This window comes from Corynebacterium sp. P4-C1 (assembly GCF_030503595.1).
In the GTDB taxonomy this organism is placed as follows: Bacteria; Actinomycetota; Actinomycetes; order Mycobacteriales; family Mycobacteriaceae; genus Corynebacterium.
In genome coordinates, this window is the sequence record NZ_CP129966.1 from 1850815 (window position 1) to 1875987 (window position 25173).

Genomic DNA, 25173 nt, shown 5'->3' on the forward strand with positions numbered 1-25173 from the left:
AAGAGCTGAGCAGTATGCGGAAAACAGCTATGGCGGCGGTACTCGCCGCGGCGGGGCTGAGTCTCGCCGCGTGCGGGGGCGCGACCGTGGAAAGCGACGATGTAACCGCTACGCCGTCCAGCTCCGCGCCGGCCACGGAATCGGCTACGGAGACAACGGGGACCGAAACGGCCACCGAGTCCAGCTCGGCAGCGGCGGCGCCGGCAGCTCCCGCCGACGACCCGGCTGCCGGTGAAGGCGCGGCCAGCGAGGTGGAGAACACCCCGGACGCGGCGCCCATGCGTCCGGAGAAAGACCAGGCGTACCTGGAAGCTCTACGCCAAGGCGGAGTGAACGTCGAGGGAAATGAGGAGCAACTGATAGGTACGGGTCGTACGATTTGCGGCGGAAGTACCGTCACGCGTGATGCCGTGGCCGGCCAGCTCATTGAGCAGCAGGCGACGCAATTGAAGGTGGAGGAGCTGTCCAAGCTCATCGAATCCGCGGCACGCGACAACCTCTGCTAGAAAGCTAGAAGGAGGGCCGCACGCCCGTGCGCACCCGCAGAATTCTCACGATCATCGCCGCTCTCGCCGTCATCGGCGTCATCGCGTTCGGGGCGGCCCAGTGGCTCGGCCCGGGCGAAGACCCGGTGCAGCCGTTCAAACCGGAACCCGGCCCCACCAAGGCGGCGGAGCCGGACTGGTGCCCAGAGGTGGAGGTCATCTCTGCCCCGGGCACGTGGGAGTCGTCGAAGGATGACGACCCGTTCGCGCCGAAGGCGAATCCGTACAGCTTCATGTTGTCGATCACGAACCCGCTGCAGCAGCAGTACGACATCAACCATGTCCGAGTGTGGACGTTGCCGTACACCGCCCAGTTCAAGAACATCCAGACGGCGCACGGCCGCGCGGAGATGAGCTACGACGATTCCCGCAACGAAGGCACCGGCCGCCTGAACGCGGAGCTGCGCTTCATTCACGAGACGTGCCCGTCCACAGATTTCGTGCTCGCGGGGTTCTCCCAGGGCGCGGTGATCGTGGGCGATATCGCCAGCGACATCGGCAACGAGCGGGGCGTGATCCCGCCGGAAAAGGTGCGCGGGGCAGTGATGATTGCTGACGGACGCCGCGAAAACGGCGTGGGCATCAACCCGGGCAACCCGGTGGGCGGCATCGGCGCGGAGATCGCGCTACAGCCGTTGAACCGTGTCGTCCAGACGGTTGTGCCCGGCGCGACCATGCGGGGAGCCCGCGACGGTGGCTTCGGCGCGCTCAACGACCGGGCGGTGGAGATCTGCGCGCCCGATGATTCGGTGTGCGACGCGCCGCAGGATGTCGGGGATGCGCTCGGCCGGGCGCGTGAACTCGTCGCAGCGAACGGCGTGCACGCGATGTACGCGACAAATCCGAATGTGATTCCTGGCACCACAGCGAGCGAATGGTCCGTAGAGTGGATTCGCGGAACTATCGACAACAAAAACTAATTTTCACAACCAAGGAGCCCCATGGATCTCGAACAGCTGCTGTACCAGTTCTACGACGACGACAAGATCGCCTTGCCGCCGGAGCTGTCCCTGTTCCAGTTGTGCGAGATGCTCTACCAGGGCAGCAAGGAAATGGGCACCGGTGAGGTGCACCAGCTGCGGTACTGGGACTTCTCGGAGGACCGCGAAGGCGTGGCCGTGGATTACACCCGCGACGAAGTGATCACCCGCATTAAGGCGGTCGCCGCGCGCCTGCAGCAGACCGGCCAGCCGGGCAACCGCGTAGCCATCATGGCGGCGAATTCGCCCGAGTACCTATTCGCGTTCATGGGCGCGATCTACGCCGGCCAGGTGCCTGTGCCGCTGTACGACCCGAATGAGCCGGGTCACGGCGAGCAGCTCACCGCGGTGCTGGCGGATTCGAAGGCGGCGGCGGTGCTGACCAACAACGCCGGTGCCAAGGCGGTCCGCGAGTTCTTCGCCGAGGTGCCGCGCGCGGAGCGTCCGCGCATCCTGGTCGTCGACGCGCTGCCGGATTCGCTCGCGGAGTCCTGGACCGCGCCGGCGGAGCCGACGGAGTTGGACGCTGTCGACGAGGTCGCATTCCTGCAGTACACCTCCGGCTCCACCCGTCTGCCGGCCGGCGTGGTGCTGACTCACCGCGCGATTTTGACGAATGTGCTGCAGATCTACGACGCGGTCGAGCTGAAGATGCCGCTGCGACTGTCCACGTGGTTGCCGCTGCACCACGACATGGGCATCATTCTCACCGTCTTCGTCACCATCATGGGCATTGAATTCGAGCTTATGGGGCCGCGCGACTTCATCCAGCAGCCGAAGCGTTGGCTCGACCAGATCAACCGTCGCGAGGACGACGACGAGACGTTCGTCTACACCGTCGTGCCCAACTTCGCACTGGATTTGGCATCCCGCTATGCCGCGCCGGAGAACCCCGGTGACTACGATCTTTCCGCGCTGGACGGGCTCCTCATCGGCTCCGAGCCGGTGACCAAGGCCGCGGTGGATGCGTTCGTGGAGACCTTCGGCCCGTCGAAGCTCGACCCGCAGGTGCTCCGTCCGTCGTACGGTCTGGCGGAGGCCACGCTGATCGTCTCCACTCCGCAGACTCACGAGCGTCCGTTCTTCAAGACCTTCGACCGCGAGCAGGTCGGTGCCGGCCGCGTTGTGGAGGCCGAGGACGGAATCCCCTTCGCCTCCAACGGCCAGCCGGTCCCAGACATGCGCTTCGCCATCGTCGACCCGGAGACCCACGAGGAGGTCGAAGAAGGGACCATCGGCGAGCTGTGGCTGCAGGGCGACAACGTCGCCGCCGGCTACGAAGGGCGCGAGGACGACACGAAGAAGACCTTCGGCAACACGCTGCGCGGGGAGGGCGGTTGGCTGGCCACGGGCGATCTCGTCGCTTTCCACCAGGGCCACCTCTACATCACCGGACGTTTGAAGGACCTGGTGGTCATCGCCGGGCGCAACCACTACCCGCAGGATATTGAGGCCACGGTCATGGAGGCGTCCGACCATGTCCGCCCGGATTCGGTGGCGGCGTTCGCGGTGCCGGGGGAGGATGCCGAAAAGCTCGTGCTCCTCGTGGAACGCGTGGAGGGCGCGGAAGAGGCCTCCGACGCGCTCGCCGAGGACGCGATCCGCGCGGCGGTGACGAACAAGCACGGCATCAGTCCGGAAATCGTGCGTTTCTACGCGCCGAACGAGATCGCGCGCTCTAGCTCTGGCAAGATTGCCCGCGTGGTCAACCGCGCAAAGTTCCTGCGGGAAAACTAGGACGTTAACGCGTGGGACTTACAGGCCGATAAGTAGGCCGTAAGAATTTACAGCGAAAGAACGAGAGAAGGGGCGTGAGGCTTAAGCCATGACGGAAAGCGAGCTCACCACCTGGTTGCAGTCGTGGATCTCCGATGCGACGGGGGCTGACACTGTCGATCCGTCTGTTCCGCTGGATAACCTCGGTCTTTCCTCGCGCGACGTGGTCGTGCTGTCCGGCGAGCTCGAGCGGCTCCTGGACATCAAGCTCGACCCGACGGTCGCGTACCAGTACCCGACGGTGGAAGCACTCGCGCACGGCCTGCTCGCTCCGACGGCAACCGGTGCACAGCGCTTGTCGACGTCCGGTCCCGCCTTTCCCGCCCAGCGCACAGCCGGCCTGGGCTCCGGCGACATCGCCATCGTCGGCCGCGCCGGCCGTTTCCCGGGTGCGCAGAATGTCGACGAATTCTGGGATCTGCTCGTCTCCGGCCAGTCGGTCACCGGACCGTTGCCGGAGGGCCGCTGGACCGAATACTCGCAGGACCCGGTGATGTCGGCGAAGATGCGCGAGCAGAATATCCAGGGCGGCTACCTGGACGACATCCGCACCTTCGACAACGAATTCTTCGGCCTGTCCCCGCTTGAGGCGGAGAACATGGACCCGCAGCAGCGCATCATGCTGGAGCTGGCGTGGGAGGCGCTCGAGGACGCGCACATCCCGGCTAACCGGCTGCGCGGGGAGTCCGTCGGTGTGTTCGTGGGGTCGTCCTCGAACGACTACGGCATGCTGATCACCTCCGACCCGGCTTCGGCGCACCCGTACGCGCTGACCGGCACGTCGAGCGCGGTGATCCCGAACCGTATTTCCTACGCTTTCGATTTCCGCGGGCCGTCGATGAATGTGGACACGGCCTGCTCGTCGTCCCTGGTATCGGTCCACCACGCCGTGCGCGCGCTGCGCGGCGGCGAATCCGACGTGGCCCTGGCCGGCGGCGTGAATATCCTCGCCTCCCCGTTCATCTCCACTGCCTTCGCTGAACTCGGCGTGATCAGCCCGTCCGGGAAGATCAGCGCGTTTTCCGACGATGCCGACGGCTTCGTCCGCGCGGAGGCGGCGGGATTCATCGTGCTCAAGCGCGTTGAGGATGCAATTGCCGACGGCGACGAGGTCCTCGCCGTGATCAAGGGCTCGGCGACCAATTCCGACGGCCACTCCAACGGTCTCACCGCCCCCAACCCGGAGGCCCAGGTGGACGTGCTGCGCCGCGCCTACGCCGATGCGGGCATCGACCCGGCTGCGGTGGACCTGGTGGAGGCGCACGGCACCGGCACGGCGCTCGGCGACCCGATCGAGGCGACTGCGCTCGGCCAGGTGCTCGGTGCGGGGCGTGCCGATGCGGATCCGTTGCTGCTCGGCTCGGCGAAGTCGAATATCGGCCACTCCGAGTCCGCTGCTGGCGTGGTGGCCATGATCAAGGTGATCGAGGCCCTGACCCGCAGCACAGTTCCTCCGACGGCGAATTTCACCACCGGCAACAAGTTCATCGACTTCGACGCGACGAAGATTGAGGTCGTCGAGGATCCCCGTGAGTGGCCCGAGTACTCCGGCCGCCGCATTGCCGGCGTGTCCGGCTTCGGTTTCGGCGGCACCAACGCCCACATCGTGGTCAGCGACTTCGACCCGGCGGAATACGATGTTCCCGCCCGCGTGCCGTCTGCCGGCCTGGTCGACCCGGCCAACCCGGACACGGTGCTGCTGCCGGTCTCGGGGTTGCTGCCGTCGCGCCGCCGTGAGTTGGCCGCCGCTGTGGCGGAATCCCTGACCGATGGCACCGACCTGCGCGCCGTCGCCCGCACCCTGGCCGGCCGCAACCACGGCCGTTCCCGCGCGGTGGTCACCGCCTCCACCGTGGAGGAAGCGCGCAAGCGTCTCGGCTACGTCGCTGAGGGCAAGGTCACCCAGGGCGTGGCGGCGGCGGATGCGCCGTCGCCCGCTGGCCCGGTCTTCGTCTACTCCGGTTTCGGCTCCCAGCACCGCAAGATGGTCAAGCCGCTGGTGGAGCTATCACCGGCGTTCCGCGCCCGGATCCAGGAACTGGACAAGGTCGTTGAGTTCGAATCCGGCTGGTCGATGCTGGACATCATTCTCGACGACGAGCAGACCTACGACACGGAAACCGGCCAGGTCACCGTCACCGCCATTCAGATTGCGCTGACGGACTTGCTGGCCAGCTACGGCATCACCCCGGCCGCCACCATGGGAATGTCCATGGGCGAGATTGCCGCGGCATATGCTGCCGACGGCTTGAGCGCCGAGGACGCCATGCTGATCGCCTGCACCCGCGCTCGCCTGATGGGCGAGGGTGAGAAGACCGTCGAGGGCACCGAGCAGGAAGGCGCGATGGCCGTGGTGGAGTTGTCGCGGGAGGAGCTTGAGGGCTTCGTCGATAAGCACCCGGAAGCTGCCGGTGTCGAGCCCGCCGTCTACGCGGGCCCGGGCATGACCACGGTGGGTGGCCCCGGAAAGGCCGTGGACTACCTGGTCGCGGCGCTCGAAGAGGAGAGCAAGTTCGCGCGCAAGTTGAATGTTCGCGGCGCGGGCCACACGAGCATGCTCGACCCGATTCTCGGCGAGCTCGCCGGCGACATCGCGGGCATCGAACCGAAACCGCTCCGGATCCCGCACTTCGGCTCCGTCGACGGCACTCACCGTGTCGGCGAGACGATCCATGACGTGGACTACTGGATCCGCATGACGCGCCAGCCGGTGCTGTTCCAGGACGCCACCGAGGCCGCGCTCGCCGCGGGCCACACGATCCTGGTGGAGATCTCCCCGAACCCGGTGGCGATCATGGGCATGATGAACACGGCGTTCACCGTGGGCAAGCCCGACACCCAGCTGCTCTTCGCCCTCAAGCGCAAGGAGAGCGAGCCAGGCACGCTGCTCGATCTCGCCGCCAAGCTCTACGTTTCCGGCATGCCGGTGGACTTCGCCGCGCTCGCCGGCGACGGTGCCCGCGCCGACGTTCCACACACGCCGCTGCACCGCAACGAACTGTGGACATCCGCGCGCCCGAGCTCCTCCGGCTCCGGCCCGCTCGGCGCGAAGGTGACCCTGCCGGACGGCACGATCGTCTACGCGGCGCCGGCCGACCAGATCTTCTCCGCGATGCAGATCGTGGAGCTCGCCGCCGCCGAGGTCGATGCGAAGGCCAACGTCGTCGCGGTCGAGGAGCGTGCGCCGCTGCCCGCAGCCGGCGAACTGACCACCATGGTCCGCCGTGGCTTGGGCGGGTTGACCATCACTGTCTACAACGGCGCGATCCTCGTTGCGGAAGGCTTCGCCTCCACGCTGGACCTGGGCCAGGCGACGCTTCCGGGCGTGACCGAAGCACCGCAGCCGGCGCCGGAGGTGAAGGCCGCCCGCGAGCAGCTGATCCGCGGCGCCACCGACGACATCGATGTCGTGCGGTGGGACCCGGCGACCGAGACCGTTGAGGAGCGTCTCCGCGCGATCGTGTCCGAATCGATGGGCTACGACGTCGACGACTTGCCCGACGAACTTCCGCTGATCGACCTCGGGCTCGACTCCCTGATGGGCATGCGCATCAAGAACCGTGTCGAGAACGACTTCCAGATCCCGCCGCTGCAGGTGCAGGCGCTCCGCGAGGCGTCTGTCGCCGACGTCATCGCCATGGTGGAGGAAGCCGTCGCCGGCAACGCCGATGGCGCCCAGCCGATGGCGGAAAACGACCCGCACCGCGACCCGGCGCACGCCGTAGAGAAGGCAAAGGATGCCGGAGCCGGCGTCGGCGTCGCCCCGCGCGACGCCTCCGAGCGCATGGTCTTCGGCGCCTGGGCCAAGTACGCCGGCCAGGCAGCCGCAGGTGTGACCTCCCCGCTGCCGGAGATCGCCCGCGGGCAGGCCGAGCAGATCGCCGCGCACCTGACGGAGCGCTCCGGCATCGAGGTCAGCGCCGACGATGTGCTGGCCGCCGAGACCCTCGAGCCGCTGGCTAACACCGTGCGTGAAGGTCTGGAGAGCCCGGTCGAGGGCAATATCCGCGTCATGCGCGAGCGCACTGACGAGACCACACCGTCCCTCTTCGTCTTCCACCCGGCCGGCGGATCCAGCGTGGTCTACCAGCCGCTGACCCGCCGCTTGCCCGATAACGTGCCGGTCTATGGCATCGAGCGTCTTGAAGGCACCTTGGAAGACCGTGCCGCGGCTTATATCGCGGATATCGAGCGCCTTGCCGCCGGCCAGCCGATCGTGCTCGCCGGCTGGTCCTTCGGCGGTGCCCTGGCTTACGAGGTCGCGCACCAGCTGCAGAGCCGCAAGGGAACCGACGCTGAAATCCCGGTGAAATTCATCGCCCTTCTGGACACCACCCAGCCGTCGAACCCGACGCCGGACACCCCTGAGGAGACGAAGAAGCGCTGGGAGCGTTACGCCGCATTCGCGAAAGACACCTACGGCCTTGACTTCGAGGTGCCGTATGAGCTGCTCGAGACCGCGGGTGAGGACGCGATGCTGCAGATGCTCGCTGATTTCCTCGCCACCACCGATGCTTCCGAGCACGGTTTGGCTGCGGGTGTGCTGGAGCACCAGCGCGCGTCCTTCGTGGACAACCAGATCCTGGCCAAGGTGGACATGCAGGACTGGGCCGACGTGGATCTGCCCGTGCTGCTCTTCCGCGCGGAGCGCATGCACGACGGCGCGATCATGCTTGAGCCGGCTTACGAGGAGATCGACCCGGACGGTGGCTGGGCCGCTATCGTGGAGGACCTGACTATCGTGCAGCTGCCGGGCGACCACCTGGCAGTTGTGGATGAACCCGCGGTGGGGATCGTGGGCAAGCACATCGCCGAATGGATCGCCGAGGTGGATTAAGACAATGACGATGCCGATGACGACCGCTGAGAAACTCGCCGACCTGCGCGACCGCCTGGAGCGTGCACAGGACCCGGGCTCCGAGCGGGCGCGCAAGCGCCGCGACGATGCCGGGCAGACCACGCCCCGCCAGCGCATCAACGCGCTTCTCGATGAAGGGTCGTTCGTCGAAACCGGTGCGCTCGCCCGCACCCCCGGCGACGACGACGCGGTCTATTCCGACGGCGTGGTCACCGGCTACGGGCGTATCGACGGCCGGCCGGTGGCCATCTACGCCCACGACAAGACCGTCTACGGCGGTTCCGTCGGTGTGACCTTCGGCCGCAAAGTGGTCGACGTGATGGAGCTGGCCATCAAGGTCGGCTGCCCCGTCATCGGCATCCAGGACTCCGGCGGCGCCCGCATCCAGGACGCGGTGACCTCGCTGGCGATGTACTCGGAAATCGCCCGCCGCCAGCTGCCGCTATCGGGCCGCTCCCCGCAGATCTCCATCATGCTGGGCAAGTCCGCCGGCGGCGCCGTGTACGCCCCGGTGACCACCGACTTCATTGTGGCGGTCGACGGCCAAGCTGAAATGTACGTAACCGGCCCCGCCGTCATCCGCGAGGTCACCGGTGAGGATGTCTCCTCGGCGGAGCTCGGCGGCGCGATGCAGCAGGAGCAGAACGGTAACGTCTCCGTCACCGTCCCGAGCGAGGAGGAGGCCTTCGAGTTCGTCCGCGACCTGCTCGGCCACCTGCCCACCAGCGCATTCGACGAGCCGCCGGTGGCGTGGGCCCCGTCCGACGAGGACCTGGACGATTCCGCGCTCGACAGCTTCATGCCGGACGACACCAACGCCGGTTACGACATGATGGACCTTCTGGTCCAGCTCGGCGACGACGAAGAAATCCTCGAGATCCAGGAGAATTACGCTCCGAACCTGATCTGCGCCATTGGGCGTATCGACGGCCGACCCGTCGGCTTCGTGGCCAACAACCCCATGCACTTCGCCGGCTGCATCGATGCCGACGCCGCCGACAAGGGCGCGCGCTTCATCCAGATCTGCGACGCGTACAACCTGCCCCTGATCTTCGTCGTGGACACGCCGGGCTACCTGCCGGGCGTGGACCAGGAGAAGGTCGGTCTGATCCACCGCGGCGCCAAGCTGGCGTTCTCCGTGGTGCAGTCGACGGTGCCGAAGATCTCCCTGATCGTCCGTAAGGCCTACGGTGGTGCCTACGCCGTGATGGGCTCGAAGAACCTCTCCGGCGACCTGAATTTCGCGTGGCCCACCGCGCAGATCGCCGTGATGGGCTCCGCCGCGGCGGCTGTGATGATCCAAGGTAAGCAACTCGCCGCCATCGAGGACGAAGCGCAGCGCAACGCGATGAAGAAGATGTTCATGGACTTCTACGAGGAGAATATGACCTCCCCGTACGTGGCCACGGAACGCGGCTACCTCGACGGCATGATCCAGCCCTCGGAGACGCGCCTGATGCTGCGCCGTGCGCTACGCCAGCTGTCCACCAAGTACGACGCCGACCTGCCGAAGAAGCACAATATTCACCCGCTGTAGCCGGATCCGTAACGGTTGTGTAACGCTGCCGGGGCCGGCCGCGATAGTCGGGGAAGAAACAGAATTTCCCGACTACCTACGCAGGAGGAAACATGCTCAGCAGCGTTCTGGATCTCGGTTCCGAGCTCATCAACTACATCGTGTGGATCGTCCGCTCGATCCAAAACGGCCAGATGCCGTTCAACGGCCAGATGCCGTTCTAAGCGTTAACGCTTGATCAGGCGCGCAACGCCGCGCCACCCCAACATCAGCAGCGCCGACATCACGCTGGCCACGACAATGAAGGACCAGTGCGGCAGCTGCTGATTTTTCATGCCCCAGATGATCAGGCCGGTGGCGACCGTTACCAGCCAGATGAGCACCCCGCTGCGCGCACCCTCCGCCTTCCCGGCGAACGTGACGATCACCCAGGCGAGTGCCACACCGACCAGGAACGGCCACAACGTCGACAGCCAGCCGGTGAAATTCAACGGCATCTCGTCGGTCTGGTGCGCGATGCGGGCAAGCAGCGCGAAGACAGCGATGGCGAGGGTGTCCATGGCGATGGCGGTGGTCCTGGAGATCTTCATACGCCCCATTCTAGAAAACGGAGTCGTTCCACCAGCGCCGCTCGGGGGTACCGGCGCGGGAGCCGTTCTCGTCGAGCTTGATGCCCACGACTTGGTGCAGCTCGACCACATCGTGCTCGAAACCCCACTCGGAACCGGCCATGTACATGCCCCAAAGTTTGGCGGTGTTCTCTCCGACCAGCTCAACTGCGCGGTCCCAGTTGACCTTCAAGTTTTCGCACCAGTCGTGCAGGGTGCGCATGTAGTCGAAGCGCAGATTCTCCTCGTGGAAGACTTCGAAGCCGTGGTCCTGCATGTTCTTGACCACGGTGCCGGAGCCGGTGAGCTCCCCGTCGGGGAAGATGTAGCGGTCGATGAAGTCGCCACTCTTGGTCTTGTGGTTGTCCGGATAGGTGATGCAGTGGTTGACCATGACTCCTCCCGGACGGAGTTTGCCGGCGAGGAATTCGAAGTAGGAGGCATAGTTGTCCACGCCGATGTGTTCTAGGAGGCCGATAGAGGAGATCGCGTCGAAATCAGACTCGACCACGTCCCGGTAGTCGAGGTGGCGAACCTCCGCGAGGTCCGCTAGTCCCTCTTCCTCGATCTTCGCCTGCGCCCAATCAGCCTGCTCTTTCGACAGGGTCACGCCAAGGGATTTCACGCCGCGCCGCGCAGCGTAGCGCACCATGGAACCCCAACCGCAGCCGATGTCCAGATGGCGGTCGCCCGGCTGCAGGTTCAATTTCTCGTATACGAGCCGGAACTTATTCTCCTGCGCCTCGTCGAGGCTGGCGTCCGGGGCGGGGTAGTAGGCGCAGGTGTACGCCATGGATTCGCCGAGGAACAGCTCGTAGAAATCGTTTCCGACATCATAATGGGAAGAGATGACATCGGCGTCACGCTCTTTCGAGTGGCGGGAAAGGCCTTGGCGCAGACGGCGTTCCAGCCATGATGCCTGTTCCGCCTCCGGGACCGGCTGGATCTGAATCGCTCCCATGGACCGCAGGGACCGCGCGATGCGCAGGCCGGTGGCGATATCCGGGCGGGAGTAGTTGTCGTACAGGGTGCGCAAGTGGTCGAAGATCCCGTATGGGTGAGCCAGATGCTCACCCTCGACGACGAGACCGTCTGTGACCCAGGCGCGCGCGAGCCCTAGGTCGCCGGGTGCGGTAGCGATGTAGGACAGGCCCGCCGGGCTGGTCACACGCACGGTGTGCTCAGCGTCCTCGGGGCCGGTGGCGGACCCGTCGAAGGCCTCCCAGCGGAACGGGCTGCCGGCGGGAAAGAGCGTGTCCACGATCTCGGCGACGGTCATGGGCGTGAAATTCTTGTTCAAGTTGCCAGCAATCATGCTGTGTCCTCCTCAGGGTGCGGTGTGACGTAGCTCTAGGCGTTTTCCACTGTCTTCTCGTACAGGCCTGGGAACCGGCGCTGGGGGTCGTACCGGTCTTTCATTTGTTCCGGTAAGCGGCCTCCGTAGAGATTCTCGAATTCAGTCCGGCTGTAGAAAGCCTCCGAGTAGAGGGATTTGTGACCTCCAAGGTCGGAGACCTTCGCCTCAATGATCTTGTTGAAGGCACCCGGCTCCTGCGCCGGTGAGACGTGGTCGGCTGGGACGCCGGACCAGAAGCCAACGTTGATCCAGGTAGTGCCCGGTTTCAAAGGGTAAAGCGGCCACGGCTCGGACTGGGGTAGACCACGTCCGGCGAGTTCGTCGACACCGTCACGGAGACGGATCGGGCACAGCCACACCGGTTCGATGTCGCTGGCGTCGAAGAACCATTGCAGAAATTCTGCGAGGTGGGCATCGGTGACCTCGATGTCCTGCACGACGCGTTCTGTGCGGGGCAGGTTCTTCGGTTTCTTCAAAAACCGGTATTCCAGGTCGTATTTCTTGTCCAGCCCAACCAGCTTCCAGTAGAAGGAGCTGCGGCGAAGTTGCCGCGGCCACATCTTGCGCACCGTCGGCTCTTGGGCCGCGAATGCACGGGAGCACCAGAACCAGTCGGTGTCCCAGCGCCAGATGTAATCCCGGATGGTCACGAAGTCGTGTTTGATTCCTGCCGGGTGTTGCAGGGAGCGGTAGTAGATCGCGTCGCGGGTGTAGTCGGACACCCCTGGTGCCTCATCCGTCTGGAAGGCGAGCACGATGTACTGCTCGTCGGGGGAAAATGCCACGGCGTCGAGGCCGTGAATGGGGCGGCCTTCCCATGTTCGGTCGGCTGCGGCCTGTGCCAGACCATCCTGGAATTCGGCGAGGTCGCTGTACCGAACGTGGGCGAGCTCGATGAAGTCCGCGACCTCTTCCAGCTCGATCTTCAGTCGCACCGCGTAGCCCAGTGAACCGTAGGAATTGGGGAATGCGCGGAATAGTTCCACGTTTTCTTCGCGTGAGCAGGTGATGATCTCGCCGGTGCCGACCAGCACATCCATTTCCAGCACCGATTCGTGCGGTAGACCGTTGCGGAAGCTGGTGGATTCCACGCCCATTCCGGAGACGGCACCGCCGAGCGTGATCGTTTTCAGCTGCGGGATGACAAGGGGAGCGAGGCCGAAGGGCAGTGTCGCGTCCACCAAGTCCTCGTAGGTGCACATGCCCTGCACGTCCGCTGTCCTGTCGACCGGGTCGATTTCAATCACCCCGCCGAGTCCGCTCACATCCAACCCTGCCCCGCCGCCAGCACGGGAGCGGAAGAGGTTCGACGTTGTCTTCGCTAACCGCACGCGCTGCCCCTTCGGCACGGCGTTGAAAGAGCTCAACAGCTTATCGACGCCTTGGTGATGGGCATGCCACCCCACCGGAGTCACCTGTTGCCAGTCCACACTGCGACCCAATGCGTTCATATAAGGCCACGTTAGACCTGATTGATCAATTTGGCAGGGGTTCGGTGCCTTCCCCCTGTTCGGCACGGCCGATCATGAAGCCCTTCCCGGCGTAGGCGAAGAGGTAGATGACCCAGCCGATGGCGGTGATCAGGGCGAAGGAGATGATGCGGTAGATGAGGGTAGCTGCGGTGGCATCGACAAGCGTCAGGCCCGACGCGACGAGTGATGCGGTGGCAACGGGTTCGACGGTGCCGATGCCGCCCGGGGTGACCTGAGCTGAGCCGGCGAGCTTGGTCATGATGAACGCCAACGCCACGCCCTGCACTGTCGTCTCGTTCAGGCCTGCGGTGAGGCCGGGAAGTGTCCCGGTGACGGCGGCGGTGGAGAAGTAGAGGGTGGTGGCGTCGATGAGCCGGTTGAGCAAGGAGAACGTCGCCGCGGCGAGGAAAGCGCCCGGCGTCATGCGGATCGCGGCGAGCTGGTCGACGAAGTCGGCGACTTTGTCGCGTACCTTCTGCGGCAGGTAGCGGACCCAGCGGCGGAGGATGTGCGGGTTGTAGATTGCCCAGAACAACCCCGTGATCGCGGCGAGAGCGACAATGAGCGAGCCGATGAGCGCCCACACCGATAACCGGGCGCCGAGGAAAATCACGGCGGCGATGCCGATGACCACCAGCCACACTGTCGACATCGCTCCGGAGATGACGAAGAACCAGCCACACAGGCCCACTGACGCGCCCCAGGAGCGGTGCACTTTGAAGGTCAGCCACGCGGAAATCGCCGGGCCGCCCGGGACTGTGGTGGACCAGGCGTTGCTGGCTAGGGTGATGGCGCTGGCGTTGCCCATGTTCACGCGCACGCCGTCGCTGGTGAGCAGGATACGCATCACCACCGCCATCGCCAGGATGGACAGCGTCGCGCACAGCACCGCTGCCGCGACGGGAGCGGGAGAGGCTTCGCGCAGGGCGGCGAATGCCTCACCCAGAAACGGCAGCTGGTCGCGGAACGCGACGGCGACGAGTGCCAGCACAACAAGCGGTGCCAGCCAGCGGATCCACGCGCGGGCGTTCGTCATGGTGTGTGGGCTACCCGTTCAGCCGGCGCATGAGCTCGTCGAACGGGATGAGCTGCGTGTCCTCGTCCGCGGAGACACCGGAGCGGGCGTGCTGGCTCGCCAGCACGGTCTCCCCGACGGGTATGTCGCCGGTGCGGGGGTGGGACTGGACGTCGATAAGCTGCTGCTGTTGCTGCTTTTTCGTGTCGCCGCCCTCCCCGAACGATTCCGCGGTGCGCTTGATCCAACGCGGCGCCCACCAGTTGTCCTCGCGCAGCTCGTGCATGATGGCGGGGACGAGGAGCAGGCGGATCAGCGTGGCGTCGAGCGCCAGCGAAATGATGAGGCCGTAGGAGATGTACTTCATCATCACGATCTCGCTCATCGCGAATGCCGCGGCGACGACGATCATGATCAGCGCCGCGGCCGTGATGATCGAGCCCGTGTGCGCCGTGCCGTACTTGATCGCCTGGTCCGTGTCCGCGCCCTTGTTGCGCGCCTCGACCATGCGGGAGACGAGGAAGACCTCGTAGTCCGTGGACAAGCCGTACAGAATCGCGATGATGAGCACCAGCACCGGACTCATGAGCGGGCCCGGGGTGAAGCCGAGGACGCCCGCACCCAGCCCGTCGACGAAGACGAGGGTGAGGAAGCCCAGGGTGGCGCCGATGCCCAGGATATTCATCAGCACCGCCTTCACCGGCAGAATCATCGAGCCGAACAGCACCGCCATCAGCAGGAACGTGGCCAGCACCATGTACACAGCCATCCACGGCAGGCGCTCAAGCAGGGCCTCGATCGACTCGACCTCCATCGCCGGGGTGCCGCCGACGTACACTTCCACGCCGTCCGGCACGTCGATCGCGCGCAGTTGCTTGACGACGTCTTCTCCGCCGTTCCTGTCAGCCAGCGTGCCCGCCATGACGAATGTTCCGTCGGGGGTGGACTTGGTCTTCTCCATCGGCGACGCCAAACCGGTCACGCTGCGGGTCTGCCAGAGAATGTCCACGAACTGGTCGTTGTTGGCACCCTTCACGACGAGCTTCACCGGATCGGTGCGGTAGGCGGGAAACGTCTCGTTGAAATCGTCCTGCGCTTGTCGCACCGCGTTGGACGGCGGCAGGTAGGACTCGTTGATGCCGCCGAAGGTGATGCCCACGATCGGCAGTGTGAGCAGCAGCAGGGCACCCGCAACACTGACGATGACCGGCTTGGAGTGGCGCATCGCCCACGCGGGAATCTTGTACCAGACGGTGTTCTCGATGCGGCGGGCCTTCCGGCTAGTCCGCCGCACGGAGAACTTGTCGATGTTGCGGCCCAACATGCTGAACAGCGCCGGCAGCACCGCCACCGAGATGATCGCCGCGAGCACCACTGCGCTGATCGCGCCGTACGCTACCGATTTGAGGAAGGCCTGCGGGAACATCAGCAGGCCCGACAGGGCCACACCGATCATGAGCGCGGAGAAGAACACTGTCTTTCCCGCTGTGGTGGTGGTCTCCGCGACAGCCGCCTCGATATCTTCCGGGGAATCCCCGCGCTGGTCCAACTCTTCGCGGAAGCGGGAGACCATGAACAAGCCGTAGTCGATGGCCAAGCCCAGACCCAGCAGCGTGATCACCGACTGTGAGAAGACATTGACCTGTTGCACCTGCGCGAGCAGCGACAAAGCGGACAGGGAGCCGAGGATGGACAAGATGCCTACCACCAGCGGCATCGCCGCTGCGACCACGCCGCCGAAGACGAAGAGCAAGATGACAGCAACGAAAATCAGGCCGATTTTCTCCGCCCGGGCGATGTCGTCGGCCATGCCCTGATCAAGCGCGTCCGCGATGGCGGTGGCGCCAGCGATCTGCACGTCTGCGCCCTCCGGCAATGTGATGTCGTTGAGGGCGTCCTCGATGGCGCGGTAGTCTTTCAGCGTCTGCTCCCCGTCGCCCTTCAGGCCGATCGCCGCGAAAGCCTTCGTGCCGTCCGCGGAGCGCAGCTGCGGATTCGGCTTTTCGAAGTAGCTGTTGATGTGGTCGATCTGCTCCGGGTACTGCTCCTTGAGCGCGGTGATCTGCCGGTTCGCTTCGGCCATCACCGTTTGGTCGTTGATGTTGCCGCTGACGAGGATGATGATGTCGCCGTTGCTGTCGCGGCCGAAGACCTCTTCCTCCACCTGCGCGGCGGTGGTGGAGTCTGCGCCCGGGTCCTCCCAGCCCTCCTGGGAGAGCCGGTCGCCCAATTTGGAGCCCCACAGCACCTGCATGAGCAGAATGATGGCGATGACCACCACCGGAATGATCCGGCGGTGGCGGTAGGCAAACTGGCCCCACTTATAGAACACGGGCCCTCCTCTTCTTCGACTCCTGGCGCTCTAGCCTTTGTTGAGCAGCACAGACAATGGGCGGAAGGGCTGCAACCATGCGCCCTCCTCCGGCAACTGGTCCAGGTTGACGCGCGGCAGCGGCTCGCGGAACACCCCGGGGATGTCCTCCAAGTCTACGAACGAAATAGTCGGTGAGGTCACTGCCCAGCTGGCGTGTTCGTGGAATCCGAGGACGGTGACGGGCAGACCGTCGCTGGCGAGCTCGTCGAGCAGCTCGTGGAAATTCTGCCCGTCGGCGGAGGCCACGACGACGCCGCGGAGAACGCCTTCCGCTTGACGGCGGCGGATGTGCTCCACCATGTCGGAGTCCACGTCCGAGTCCTCGTCGGCCTTGGGTTTCGCGAAGACGGCGAAACCGACGTTCCGCAGCGCCTCCACCCACGGGCGCACGACATCGGCGCTGCCGGGGGCGACATTGGTGAACACGGTGGCTTCTGGTTCGACTGTGGTGCCGGTCTCCCCGCCGAGTTCGGCGGCGCGCATGGCTAGCCAGCGGCCGATCGCGTCGAAACGCGGGCGGTAGGCCGCGGTCGGGCGCCCGCCCAGGATCGCTCCGAGCCCCATGTCCAGGTTCGGTGCGTCCCACACGAGCAGCAGGTTGTCCGGCCCGGGTTCGGCCCCGGCGGTGTAGGGGTGCGTGGTCGTGTGCAGATCGGTCATTTCTTCACCCACAGGTATTCGCGGATCACGTGCTCTTTATCGAGGCCTTTGCCCTCGAATTTCGTGATCACTTGGCGGTCGGTCAGAATCGGGGCCTCATCCCAGGGCCAGCCCTTGTACTCCAGCATCGGCTCCACCTCGACGAGTTCGTCGATCCACTCGGCGTAGTCGGCGTGGTCGGTGGCGACGTGCAGCACACCGCCCGCCTTCAAACGGGTGGCGATGAGGTTGAGCGTGCCCGACTGGATGATGCGGCGCTTGTGGTGGCGGGCCTTCGGCCACGGGTCGGGGAAGAAGATGCGCACGCCGTCGAGGGACTCCGGCGCAATCATGCGGGCCAGCACCTCCACGCCGTCGCCGCGGACCATGCGCACGTTACCGATGTCCCCGCGCACCACGGAGCCCAGTAGTTTCGCCAGCCCCGGCTTGTACAGCTCCACAGCGATGATGTTGGTGTCCGCCTCCAGCGGCGCCATCGCCGCCGTCGACGTGCCCGTGCCGGAGCCGATCTCCACGATCGTCGGGTGGCCGGCGCGACCGAACCATTCGTCGTAATCGATGGTCTGGTCGGCCTCGTCGGTGGAAAGGACTTTGCCGAGGCGGGGCCAGTTCTCGTCGAAAAGCGCCTGCTGGTTGTCGGTCAGCGTGCCGCGGCGGAACGTGACGGACCCCAGGCGCGGGTAATCCAGGCCGGTGTCGAACTCGGTCTGCGGCGGGCGGCCGGACGGAAGCTCGCCGATGCCGTCCCTTCCGGTGCTGCCTTCGGTGCTGCGATCGTTTTCGTTCACGATGTTATTGTCCAACAGCTCACATTCCTGTGCGCGATGCCCCCCGCTTAGGGGAAGCAAAAGGAACCTCGCATGAGCGGCCGGGGGACGTTCACACAACCCCCGCGTAAAGAGAAGCTCGCCTAAGTAAAGGCAGCTTAATGGCGAGAACAGTGTCCGATAGTGGGGATCGACCCACACTCTTTTGGGGGTGGCTCGGCTGTAGTTTCAAGGCGCTTAAATGGGAGGTTGATGAGTTGGGGCAAGACACGGCGCTACTCCGATACGCTGAATTAAGGAACCGCCGACGAAACAGAGGAGAAGCAATGACCGCTGCAGTGAAGGGGTTGGAGGGGCAGGCCCCCACCGAGAACGAGCAGTTGATCGAGTGGATCAACGAAGCAGTCGAGTTGTTCCAGCCGGACAAGGTGGTCTTCGCTGACGGCTCCCAGGAAGAGTGGGACCGTCTCGCCGCCGAGCTGGTGGAGAAGGGCACGCTGATCAAGCTCAACGAGGAGAAGCGTCCGAACAGCTTCCTCGCCCGCTCCCACCCGTCCGATGTGGCGCGTGTGGAATCCCGCACCTTCATCGCCACCGAGACCGCCGACGGCGCCGGCCCCACCAATAACTGGGTCGCCCCGGACGAGCTCAAAGCCGAGATGACCGAGCGCTTCCGTGGTGCGATGAAGGGCCGCACCATGTACGTCGTGCCGTTCTGCATGGGCCCGATCTCCGACCCGGATCCGAAGCTTGGTGTGCAGCTGACGGATTCCGCTTACGTGGTCATGTCCATGCGCATCATGACGCGCATGGGCCAGGAGGCCCTGGACAAGATCGGCAAAGACGGCGATTTTGTGCACTGCCTGCACTCCGTCGGCGCGCCGCTCGAGCCGGGCGAGGAAGATGTCGCGTGGCCGTGCAACGACACCAAGTACATCTCCCAGTTCCCGGAGACCAAGGAGATCTGGTCCTACGGCTCCGGCTACGGCGGCAACGCCATCCTGGCGAAGAAGTGCTACGCCCTGCGCATCGCGTCCGTGATGGCGAAGGAAGAGGGCTGGATGGCCGAGCACATGCTCATCCTCAAGCTCATCGACCCAGAGGGCAAGGCTTACCACGTCACCGGTGCTTTCCCGTCCGCCTGCGGCAAGACCAACCTGGCCATGATCACCCCGACCATCCCGGGCTGGAAGGCCGAGGTCGTCGGCGACGACATCGCGTGGCTGAAGCTGCGCGACGACGGCCTGTACGCGGTCAACCCGGAGAACGGTTTCTTCGGTGTCGCACCGGGCACGAACTACGCCTCCAACCCGAACGCGATGCGTTCCATGGAGCCGGGTAACACCCTGTTCACCAACGTCGCGCTCACCGACGACGGCGATGTCTGGTGGGAAGGCATGGACGGCGAGACGCCGGAGCACCTCATCGACTGGCAGGGCAACGACTGGACTCCGGAGGCCACGACTCCGGCGGCCCACCCGAACTCCCGCTACTGCGTTCCCATTACCCAGTGCCCGTCTGCGGCTGAGGAATTCGACGACTGGCGCGGCGTGAAGGTCGACGCGATCCTCTTTGGCGGCCGCCGCCCGTCCACCATCCCGCTGGTCACCGAGGCCCGCGACTGGAACCACGGCACCATGATCGGCTCCCTGCTCTCTTCCGGCCAGACCGCCGCATCCCTGGAGGCGAAGGTCGGTTCCCTGCGCCACGACCCGATGGCGATGCTTCCGTTCATCGGCTACAACGTGGGCGACTACTTCCAGAACTGGATCGACCGCGGCAATGAAGGCGGCGACCGCATGCCGTCGATCTTCCTGGTCAACTGGTTCCGCCGCGGCGATGACGGCCGCTTCCTGTGGCCGGGCTTCGGCGAGAACTCCCGCGTGCTCAAGTGGGTCGTCGACCGCATTGAGGGCCGCGTCGAGGCCGACGAGACAGTCGCCGGCAATGTCGCCCGCGCCGAGGACCTCGACCTCGAAGGCCTGGACACGCCGATCGAGGACGTCCGCGAAGCACTCGCCGTGAACCCGGAGGAATTCGCCGCCGACTTCGAGGAGGGCAAGGAGTACCTGGGCACTCTCGGCGACCGCGTCCCGCAGGAGATCTTCGACGAGCTGGAGAAGTCCCGCTCGATGATCTAACCGAGTCTCACGCCTGGAGAACCAGCACCAGGTTCGACACCGCGAACTCCCGCAGCACCGGCACCGAAGTGAGCCACCAGGCCCACCCCGGGTGGTAGCGGGGGAACGCGGTGATTTTTGTCGCGCCGGCTTTTTCCGCGTTGTCCGCCCAGTCCAGACCCCATTTCGCGGAGACCGCGAACAGCGATTCGCCCCACACATTCTTCGGCGGACGCCCGTGAATGCGCTCATAGCGCCGCCGCGCGAAATCGCCGCCAACATAGTGCGGCCACAGGCCCGTCTCGTGCCCGCCGAAGGGCCCGAGCCACACGGTGTAGCTGACCACCACGAGCCCCCCGGGGGCGGTGACGCGCAGCATTTCGTCGCACAATGCCTGCGGGTCCGCCACATGCTCGACCACATTCGACGAGTACGTCACATCGAACGCGCCATCTGTGAAGGGCAGCGCTGAGCCGTCGCCGCGCACTGCGCCGTAACCGCTCAAACCAGCCGCCGACATTTCGCTTATCGACGGTTCCAGCCCCACATACCAGCTATCCCCGAACGCCTCCGCGAAATAGCCTGGCCCTCCGCCGACATCCAAGATCCGTTTGTCGGTGAGGCCGGTGCGGGTGATGTCGCGGCTTAGCGCGTCGATAAGCGCATGCGTGTCTTCCGCGAGCTCGCGGTAGAAGATGTCCGGGCGTGTCTGCTCGAGGCGAAACGACCGCAACAGATCCACCGCGCGCTCCAACGTGGCTAAGTTGCGCGTGCGTTCCAGCCGGATGTCCATTCCAGTGACACTAACACCTGCCCGCGTAAGATCAGCCGGGATGAAGATCCTCTTGCTGTGCTGGCGCGACACCACCCACCCTCAAGGCGGTGGCAGCGAACGCTACCTAGAGCGCGTCGGCGCGTACTTGGCCAGTCAGGGGCACGAGGTGATCTACCGCAGCGCCAGCCACACAGACGCGCCGCACCGCTCGCTTCGCGACGGCATCCGTTTCCAACGCTTCGGCGGCAAATACACGGTCTATCTGCGTGCTCCTTTCGCGGTGTGGGGGAGTGGGGCGGACGTGGTCGTCGATACGCAAAACGGAATTCCGTTCTTCGCGCGGCTATTCACGCGCAGACCCGTCGTGCTGCTCACCCACCATTGCCACAAGGAGCAATGGCCCGTCGCTGGCCCCGTGATCGGGCGATTGGGCTGGTTCCTTGAGTCGAAGCTGGCGCCCTGGGTGTACCGCGGTGCGCAATACGTGACTGTGTCGGAAGCGTCGCGTGCGGACTTAGTCGCGCTCGGCGTGAACCGCGACGACATCGCAATCATTGAAAACGGCGTCGACCCCGTCCCCGCCGACCTTCCTGCTTTGCAGCCCGACGGCAAAACTCACCTCGTCGTGCTGTCACGCCTTGTGCCGCACAAGCGCATCGAGCAGGCCATCGATACCGTCCGCGACCTGCCCGGCGTCGTGCTCGATATCGTCGGTTCCGGCTGGTGGGAGGATCAGCTACGCACGTATGCTGCCGACCTCGGTGACCGCGTGATCTTCCACGGCCACGTCGGCGACGACCTCAAACACGCCCTGCTCGCCCGGTCCGACCTGCACCTCATGCCGTCAGCGAAGGAAGGGTGGGGCATTGCCGTCGTCGAGGCCGGCCAGCACGGCGTGCCTACCGTGGGCTACCGCGAAGCTGGCGGCCTGCGCGATTCCATCGTCGACGGCGAGACCGGCATCCTCGTCGACGACGAAGCCGAGTTCCGCGCTGCCGTCCGTGCCCTCGTCGAGGACGCTGCCCGCCGCGCATCGCTTGGCGACGCGGCCCGTTCCCGCGCCGCCCACTACTCCTGGCCGGAAACCGGCCGGAAATTCGCCTCACTGCTTCGCCGAGTCGTCGGCTAGCCAGGATGTTAACCCCAAAACTTAGTTTCCCCAGGTCGGCAAAAATGACTCTCAAACCGCGACCTGGGGTAACTAAGTTTTAGGGTTCACATCTGCGGTGATCTGCGGTGCCGGTGCGCGAAGAACGGTGCGCGAAGAACGGCGCGAACGCGAAAAGCGGCAGCAGGAACCACAACACCAACAGCGCGATGCCGGTGCGGGGCAGAGCGCGGGCGGGGTAGCCGGTGTCCTCGACCGTGCCGTCGGGGTGCACGACGAGCGCGACCTGGGGGTTCGAATAATAAAGCTGTACCGAAAAGTCCGCATCGGAGGGGAGCTCCGGGCGGGGCGTAGTGCCGAAGATGTCCTGCGCGACTCGCCAGCGCGGGGAGGGCGCGTCGACTGTCACGCCGTCGACGACGAGCTCGCCGGACTCGACGACGTTCATGGCTTTGGTTGCGGGATCGACGATGGGGGCGCCGTCGGGGCGGGTGAGGAGGTAAGGGCGGCCGTCGAAAAACACGTCGCGCCCCTGATGGTCAATGCTGGGGACGGCTACGTGCATAGGTGCCAGGGCGGCGACGGCTCGCGGCGCGTCGGGGACTTGAGCCAAGGCGAGAAGAAGAGCCACGATGGGCAGGCGCGGGTCGACGCGGTCGAGGCGGCCGACGGCGACTACGAATGCCGGCAGGGCTAATGCGACGAATTTCTGGGCGTCGCGGAATAGTCCCGCGCCGGGGACGGTGGACACGAACCAGGCCATCAGCCCGGGCAGGAGCCACGAGACGAGCGGGACGGCGAAACCGATGCCGGCCAGAACCAGTAGGGGGCGCGGAATGTGGCGCCAGGCTAAACACAGGACCGCGAACAGCACGATTCCGGCGAGAGCGAAGCCGGCGGAACGGGAGGCGGGGACGGCAGAGGCATTCCAGATCCCGCCCAGGCCGACTAAGGAACCGAGAGTCCCCGCGTGGGTTTCCGCGCGCGGTGCGAACGTGGAGGCAGACTCAGCAGTCGCGGTGCCGCTGCCCAGTCCACCCAGCAGCGCAGGGAATAGCCACGGCGCGCAGCAGGCGAGGGAGAAGAGGGGGAGGTGGGGGCGGCGGGACGTCGATAAGCCTGTGAGCAGTGAGAAAAGCCCGCCTGTCGGTGTCAGTGATGCCCCCCAGACCGCAAGCAACTGCCCCGGTCCGCGGCACAGCGCGACGGCGGGGAGCAGCCACGCGGCGGCGGCCAGCGACCACTGGCCCTGCAGCATGCGCTCCACGACGAACGGGTTCCACACCGCGACCGCCATCGCAGCTGCTTTCGTCCACGGGTGCGTGCCCACCCGCGCGGCGACCCACGCTGCCGCGCTCGCCGAGGCGACCATGAAGAGAGCGACGAACCAGGTCGCGGGCATGAGCGTGCCGACGACCGCCAGCACCCCGTCCTGCGGCGCACTCCGCGCCGGGAGATCTCCGAAGCCCAGGGAGGCATGAGTGAGCGCCGGGTGCGGCAGGACCATCATGTCGCGCAGGGCGAACGCGGCGCCCGGCGAGACGAAAGCGAGCAGGAACGGCCAGGTCAGCGCGCCGACGAGGAACACGCCCCACGCGGTGAGCGCGGTGCGGGCGGCATTAGCGCCGCGCAAAGATCACCACTCCCGCGACCGCGGCGCAAAACGCGGTGAACTTTCCCAGCCACGCGAGGACCTGCAGGATCTTCAGCACACGGACCCGGTCGTGGGCGTGGGCGAGCTGGGCGGCGGCGGTGGCGTCGTCAAGCGTGTACGTGCCCTCAGGTGTCTCCCACGTCGCGCGGAGCAGCGTGCCGGTGCGGCGGTCCACCTCGAGGGTGCGCTCGGAGCGCTTTCCCCCGTCCGCACCGTCGAAAGTGCCGTGGTAGGTGTACGTGCGCAGGCCGTCGAGCTGGCTCGGGCCGACGTAGTCGACGGTGCCCTGCGTATCGCTGGCCGGATCGTAGAAGCGGAAGCTGCGCCGGTCCGGCTGGAACGGAAAAAGGAACACCAGGCCGCGCGACGTTTCGGCGGTGTAGCGGGAGATCTCGTCGCTGAATTCGCCGCCCGGCGAACGCACCGTGACGGCGGCGTCCTTCTTCGCGCCTCTGACCTCGATCTCCTGGGTGACGGGGCCACCGGGACCGTCCCAGGTCAACGTGGTGATGCCGTTGTCCAGCGGTTTCATCGCCAACGTGATGGGCGGGGCGATCATCGTCCCCAGGGCCATGCCGATGATGAACACGGCGACGCACCAGTACAGCCGCTTCATGGCCCTCCTTTACACTTGCAGTATCTCGAACCCTAGCAAGCAGCACAGCACGATCCTTCCGGAACTCGAGGGCCTGCGCGCAGTCGCCGCCCTCGGGATCGTGGTCACGCACGTTTCCTTCCAGACAGGCATGGGCAGCGCGCTATTCGCCCGCTTCGACTATTTCGTCGCCGTCTTCTTCGCTCTGTCCGCATTCTTGCTGGCTAGAGGAGGTACGCAACGCTTATCGACGTACTTTCTCAACCGCTTCGCCCGCATCGCCCCCGCGTATCTGGTGTGCGTGTGCGCCATCATGGCGGCGCTGCCGAGCCTGGCGGACCTGAACCTGCGGCAGGCCCTGGCCAACCTGTTCCTGGTGCAGATTTACGTCCCTGACGGGCTCATCCCCGGGCTCACGCAGATGTGGTCGTTGTGCATCGAGGTGGCGTTCTACATCGTGCTGCCCGCATACCTGGTGCTGGGGCAGCGCGGGCGGGGGGTAGTCCTCGCCGCGGCCGTGCTCGCCGGGCTGGCCTGGCCGTGGCTGATCTCGGGTATTGACGAGGCCACGCAGGTGAACTGGCAGATCTTCCCGCCCTCCTACGCCCCCTGGTTCGCGGTGGGGCTGGGCTGCGCTGAGCTGGAACGCGCTGGGGTGCGGCTGGGCTTGCGTTTCAGTGGCCCGGCGCGGTGGGTGTTCCCGGTGCTGGCCCTCGGTGTCGCGTGGTTGGCCGGCCAAGAATGGGTGGGGCCGCGTGGACTGGCGCATCCGGACCCGGCGGAATTCAACGCCCGGATCATTCTGGGCACTGTTTTCGCGGCGCTGTTCCTCGTGCCTTTCGCACTGGCGCCTCAGAGCGACGGGGTGTTCGCTGCCCCGGCCATGCGGGCGCTGGGCCGGTGGTCCTACTCGATTTTCCTGTGGCATGTGGCGGTGTTGGAGATCGCTTTCCCGGTGCTCGGCGTGGATCTTTTCACCGGCAGGGGCACCGA

The 25173-nt window shown here is 65.7% G+C and carries 17 protein-coding genes and 1 pseudogene; 8 read left to right on the plus strand and 10 right to left on the minus strand.

What is annotated here, in order from left to right:
* Nucleotides 1-14 precede the first annotated feature (14 nt).
* The 5 genes from QYR03_RS08790 (at nucleotide 15) to QYR03_RS08810 (ending at nucleotide 9696) form a co-directional block, all read left to right on the plus strand.
* Nucleotides 15-506 carry a DUF732 domain-containing protein gene (locus QYR03_RS08790; RefSeq protein ID WP_301713411.1) on the plus strand — a complete coding sequence of 164 codons (492 nt, stop codon included), beginning with the start codon at nucleotides 15-17 and terminating at the stop codon, nucleotides 504-506.
* Between the two features lie 26 nt (nucleotides 507-532).
* On the plus strand, nucleotides 533-1465 hold the full coding sequence (locus QYR03_RS08795) for a cutinase family protein (RefSeq protein WP_301713410.1): 933 nt from the start codon (nucleotides 533-535) through the stop codon (nucleotides 1463-1465).
* Nucleotides 1466-1486: 21 nt separating this feature from the next.
* Nucleotides 1487-3262: a FadD32-like long-chain-fatty-acid--AMP ligase gene (locus QYR03_RS08800; RefSeq protein WP_301713409.1), complete on the plus strand. Its 1776-nt coding sequence runs from the start codon at nucleotides 1487-1489 to the stop codon at nucleotides 3260-3262.
* 88 nt (nucleotides 3263-3350) lie between these two features.
* Nucleotides 3351-8138 carry a polyketide synthase Pks13 gene (gene pks13, locus QYR03_RS08805; protein ID WP_301713408.1) on the plus strand — a complete coding sequence of 1596 codons (4788 nt, stop codon included), beginning with the start codon at nucleotides 3351-3353 and terminating at the stop codon, nucleotides 8136-8138.
* Between the two features lie 16 nt (nucleotides 8139-8154).
* Nucleotides 8155-9696, plus strand: a complete 1542-nt coding sequence (locus tag QYR03_RS08810; protein ID WP_301713415.1) for an acyl-CoA carboxylase subunit beta — start codon at nucleotides 8155-8157, stop codon at nucleotides 9694-9696.
* Between the two features lie 206 nt (nucleotides 9697-9902).
* Here the strand turns inward: QYR03_RS08810 and QYR03_RS08815 are convergent, their stop codons facing one another.
* From QYR03_RS08815 to trmB, 7 genes are read right to left on the minus strand one after another with little or no spacing between them, the layout of a single operon-like run.
* On the minus strand, nucleotides 9903-10265 hold the full coding sequence (locus QYR03_RS08815; RefSeq protein WP_259851625.1) for a DUF3054 domain-containing protein: 363 nt from the start codon (nucleotides 10263-10265) through the stop codon (nucleotides 9903-9905).
* 10 nt (nucleotides 10266-10275) lie between these two features.
* Entirely contained in the window at nucleotides 10276-11598 is a 1323-nt protein-coding gene (locus QYR03_RS08820; protein ID WP_301713407.1) for a cyclopropane-fatty-acyl-phospholipid synthase family protein, read from the minus strand.
* Nucleotides 11599-11633: 35 nt separating this feature from the next.
* On the minus strand, nucleotides 11634-13091 hold the full coding sequence (locus tag QYR03_RS08825) for an FAD-binding oxidoreductase (RefSeq protein WP_301713406.1): 1458 nt from the start codon (nucleotides 13089-13091) through the stop codon (nucleotides 11634-11636).
* Between the two features lie 25 nt (nucleotides 13092-13116).
* Nucleotides 13117-14148 (minus strand): YbhN family protein, encoded by a 1032-nt coding sequence (locus QYR03_RS08830; protein ID WP_301713405.1) that lies wholly within the window; start codon nucleotides 14146-14148, stop codon nucleotides 13117-13119.
* A 10-nt stretch (nucleotides 14149-14158) separates the two neighbouring features.
* The gene (locus QYR03_RS08835; protein WP_301713404.1) at nucleotides 14159-16459 is read right to left on the minus strand and encodes an MMPL family transporter; all 2301 of its coding nucleotides are present in this window, start codon (nucleotides 16457-16459) and stop codon (nucleotides 14159-14161) included.
* A 30-nt stretch (nucleotides 16460-16489) separates the two neighbouring features.
* Nucleotides 16490-17161 carry an NYN domain-containing protein gene (locus tag QYR03_RS08840; protein WP_301713403.1) on the minus strand — a complete coding sequence of 224 codons (672 nt, stop codon included), beginning with the start codon at nucleotides 17159-17161 and terminating at the stop codon, nucleotides 16490-16492.
* Nucleotides 17158-17949 carry a tRNA (guanosine(46)-N7)-methyltransferase TrmB gene (gene trmB / locus QYR03_RS08845; RefSeq protein ID WP_259851619.1) on the minus strand — a complete coding sequence of 264 codons (792 nt, stop codon included), beginning with the start codon at nucleotides 17947-17949 and terminating at the stop codon, nucleotides 17158-17160. The genes QYR03_RS08840 and trmB overlap by 4 nt, the downstream gene beginning before the upstream one ends.
* Nucleotides 17950-18254: 305 nt before the next feature.
* On the opposite strand from trmB, the gene QYR03_RS08850 reads away from it, so the two are divergent.
* Nucleotides 18255-20069 (plus strand): phosphoenolpyruvate carboxykinase (GTP), encoded by a 1815-nt coding sequence (locus tag QYR03_RS08850; RefSeq protein WP_259851618.1) that lies wholly within the window; start codon nucleotides 18255-18257, stop codon nucleotides 20067-20069.
* A gap of 7 nt (nucleotides 20070-20076) precedes the next feature.
* On the opposite strand, the gene QYR03_RS08855 is transcribed toward QYR03_RS08850, so the two are convergent.
* On the minus strand, nucleotides 20077-20841 hold the full coding sequence (locus tag QYR03_RS08855) for a methyltransferase domain-containing protein (protein WP_259851617.1): 765 nt from the start codon (nucleotides 20839-20841) through the stop codon (nucleotides 20077-20079).
* A 40-nt stretch (nucleotides 20842-20881) separates the two neighbouring features.
* On the opposite strand from QYR03_RS08855, the gene QYR03_RS08860 reads away from it, so the two are divergent.
* Nucleotides 20882-21952 carry a glycosyltransferase family 4 protein gene (locus QYR03_RS08860; RefSeq protein WP_259851616.1) on the plus strand — a complete coding sequence of 357 codons (1071 nt, stop codon included), beginning with the start codon at nucleotides 20882-20884 and terminating at the stop codon, nucleotides 21950-21952.
* A 79-nt stretch (nucleotides 21953-22031) separates the two neighbouring features.
* Here QYR03_RS08860 and QYR03_RS08865 read toward each other — a convergent pair whose 3' ends face one another.
* Together QYR03_RS08865 and QYR03_RS08870 are read right to left on the minus strand one after the other, a co-directional pair.
* On the minus strand, nucleotides 22032-23564 hold the full coding sequence (locus tag QYR03_RS08865) for a hypothetical protein (protein ID WP_301713402.1): 1533 nt from the start codon (nucleotides 23562-23564) through the stop codon (nucleotides 22032-22034).
* Entirely contained in the window at nucleotides 23551-24201 is a 651-nt protein-coding gene (locus QYR03_RS08870; protein WP_301713401.1) for a porin PorA family protein, read from the minus strand. Before QYR03_RS08870 ends, QYR03_RS08865 begins: the two co-directional genes overlap by 14 nt.
* Here QYR03_RS08870 and QYR03_RS08875 point away from each other — a divergent pair.
* Nucleotides 24200-25162: pseudogene (locus tag QYR03_RS08875) on the plus strand (acyltransferase family protein); the annotation flags it as partial. The gene QYR03_RS08870 and the pseudogene QYR03_RS08875 sit on opposite strands and share 2 nt — an antisense overlap.
* Nucleotides 25163-25173: the final 11 nt, after the last annotated feature.

Bases quoted from the DNA above. Each gene is read 5' to 3' on its own strand.
- QYR03_RS08790 (WP_301713411.1), top strand. From the start codon at position 15: ATGCGGAAAACAGCTATGGCGGCGGTACTCGCCGCGGCGGGGCTGAGT.
- QYR03_RS08800 (WP_301713409.1), top strand. From the start codon at position 1,487: ATGGATCTCGAACAGCTGCTGTACCAGTTCTACGACGACGACAAGATC.
- pks13 (WP_301713408.1), top strand. From the start codon at position 3,351: ATGACGGAAAGCGAGCTCACCACCTGGTTGCAGTCGTGGATCTCCGAT.
- QYR03_RS08810 (WP_301713415.1), top strand. From the start codon at position 8,155: ATGACGACCGCTGAGAAACTCGCCGACCTGCGCGACCGCCTGGAGCGT.
- QYR03_RS08815 (WP_259851625.1), bottom strand. From the start codon at position 10,265: ATGAAGATCTCCAGGACCACCGCCATCGCCATGGACACCCTCGCCATC.
- QYR03_RS08820 (WP_301713407.1), bottom strand. From the start codon at position 11,598: ATGATTGCTGGCAACTTGAACAAGAATTTCACGCCCATGACCGTCGCC.
- QYR03_RS08825 (WP_301713406.1), bottom strand. From the start codon at position 13,091: ATGAACGCATTGGGTCGCAGTGTGGACTGGCAACAGGTGACTCCGGTG.
- QYR03_RS08830 (WP_301713405.1), bottom strand. From the start codon at position 14,148: ATGACGAACGCCCGCGCGTGGATCCGCTGGCTGGCACCGCTTGTTGTG.
- QYR03_RS08840 (WP_301713403.1), bottom strand. From the start codon at position 17,161: ATGACCGATCTGCACACGACCACGCACCCCTACACCGCCGGGGCCGAA.
- QYR03_RS08850 (WP_259851618.1), top strand. From the start codon at position 18,255: ATGACCGCTGCAGTGAAGGGGTTGGAGGGGCAGGCCCCCACCGAGAAC.
- QYR03_RS08855 (WP_259851617.1), bottom strand. From the start codon at position 20,841: ATGGACATCCGGCTGGAACGCACGCGCAACTTAGCCACGTTGGAGCGC.
- QYR03_RS08860 (WP_259851616.1), top strand. From the start codon at position 20,882: ATGAAGATCCTCTTGCTGTGCTGGCGCGACACCACCCACCCTCAAGGC.
- QYR03_RS08870 (WP_301713401.1), bottom strand. From the start codon at position 24,201: ATGAAGCGGCTGTACTGGTGCGTCGCCGTGTTCATCATCGGCATGGCC.